This window comes from Inconstantimicrobium porci (assembly GCF_009696465.1).
In the GTDB taxonomy this organism is placed as follows: domain Bacteria; phylum Bacillota; class Clostridia; order Clostridiales; family Clostridiaceae; genus Inconstantimicrobium; species Inconstantimicrobium porci.
In genome coordinates, this window is the sequence record NZ_VULX01000066.1 from 1 (window position 1) to 1,866 (window position 1,866).

At 32.1% G+C, this 1,866-nt stretch carries 2 protein-coding genes; both read right to left on the reverse strand.

Annotation, left to right across the window (positions count from 1 at the left end; translation table 11 throughout):
- On the reverse strand, positions 1-1,097 hold a 1,097-nt coding region (locus FYJ33_RS16925; RefSeq protein ID WP_154532939.1), incomplete at its 3' end, for a flagellin N-terminal helical domain-containing protein.
- A 444-nt stretch (positions 1,098-1,541) separates the two neighbouring features.
- Positions 1,542-1,866, reverse strand: a 325-nt coding sequence (locus FYJ33_RS15930) for a flagellin (protein WP_268891475.1), incomplete at its 5' end; no start/stop codon positions are given.

Sequence of the window (1,866 nt, forward strand, 5' to 3'; positions counted from 1 at the left end):
TTTAAGTTGTTGATTGTATGTTCTAATCTGTTCTGAACAGCTCCTAGCTTAGCTCTTTCAGTAGATACTTTTTCAATTGCATTATTAACAGTTGTTATTGTACCTTCTGCAGCCTTTCTAGTTGAAACATTGCTTCCATGAATAGTGAATGTATCTCCATCAACTAACTTAGCTGCTGTTAATCCTAAAGCATCAAATGTTACTTCTTTTCCATCATTTGTCTTTATCTTAGTAGCTGCTGTTATAGTAGCATTATCTAATTCACCTATAAGTTCACCATCTTTAATTACATTCTTTCCTGAGAATTTATAAGTTCCAGTTGCTAATGTTGAATCAGCTTTTGTATTGTTCACTGTCATCTTTCCAGCTTTAACAGTTATAGAAGCACCTTCTTTTAATGAAACCTTTTCTAAACCTGTAGCATCAACAACAACTGCGTCTGCAAGATCTTTTATAGCTCCACCATCAACTTTAGCTACAGCATTTCCCTTTGAGTCAATTATGTTTGTACCCTTTAAAGTATATTCTCCATCTGCCATCTTACCAGCAGCTGCACTTATATCTAAATCTTTAACTACTGTAATTCCACCAGTTAATCCTAAGCTGTTAGCGCTCATTGAACCAATAGATAATCCCATGTTCTGAGTTTCGTTTGCCCCTATTTGGAACTTACCATCAAAGCTACCATCTAATAATTTCTGAGTATTGAATTCAGTTGTTTTTGATATTCTGTTGATTTCTTCGTTTAACTGATCCATTTCAGCCTGGATAGCTTGTCTATCAGTTGCAACGTTTGTATCACTTGAAGACTGAACTGCTAAAGTTCTCATTCTTTGAAGAATTGAGTGAGTTTCATTTAAAGCACCTTCTGCAGTTTGGATTAGTGATATACCATCCTGTGAGTTTCTTGAAGCTTGATCAAGACCATTGATCTGAGCTCTCATCTTTTCAGATATAGCAAGACCTGCAGCATCATCTCCTGCTCTGTTTATTCTAAGACCTGAAGAAAGTTTTTCCATAGCCTTTCCTGCCTGAGTATTGTTAGCTGTCATGTTTCTGTGCGCATTTAACGCATTCATATTGTGGTTAATTATCATTTTTGTTTCCTCCCTGGTTGTTTAAACTACATCCTTGTAATTTTTATCATTTAATTTGTAAAAACTAGTTATTACAGTATTATTTTCGACTATAATTTTATATCCTTAACAAATTTTCTGTTTATTTTATAATTTTATTATATTAATAGTAGAATACGCCTTACTTTGATTTATTGCTAATTATTCCATTAATATTTTAGCAATATTTAATATATGCCAGAATTCAATTTCCTTTATTGATCAAAATTAGTTTATTATGTAATTACGTGTCGTAAATAAGTTCTCAATTAATATTATTTATACTTAATTAACATATTAAATCACTATAGTGCCTATTACCTTCATATTCTTCCGCCTAAAATTTCTATATATTCTCATAGAAATAAATAAAAAAAGAACCATTTCTTTCGAAATGGTTCTTTAATAATTTATTTAATTCTAGAATTATCTTAATAATTGAAGAACGTTTTGTGGCTGTTGGTTAGCTTGAGCAAGCATAGCCTGAGCAGCCTGTTGTAAGATGTTGTTCTTAGAGAAGTTCATCATTTCCTTAGCCATATCAACATCTCTAATTCTAGATTCAGCTGAAGTTAAGTTTTCTGAAGAAGTGTTTAAGTTGTTGATTGTATGTTCTAATCTGTTCTGAACAGCTCCTAGCTTAGCTCTTTCAGTAGATACTTTTTCAATTGCATTATTAACAGTTGTTATTGTACCTTCTGCAGCCTTTCTAGTTGAAACATTGCTTCCATGAATAGTGAATGTATCTCCA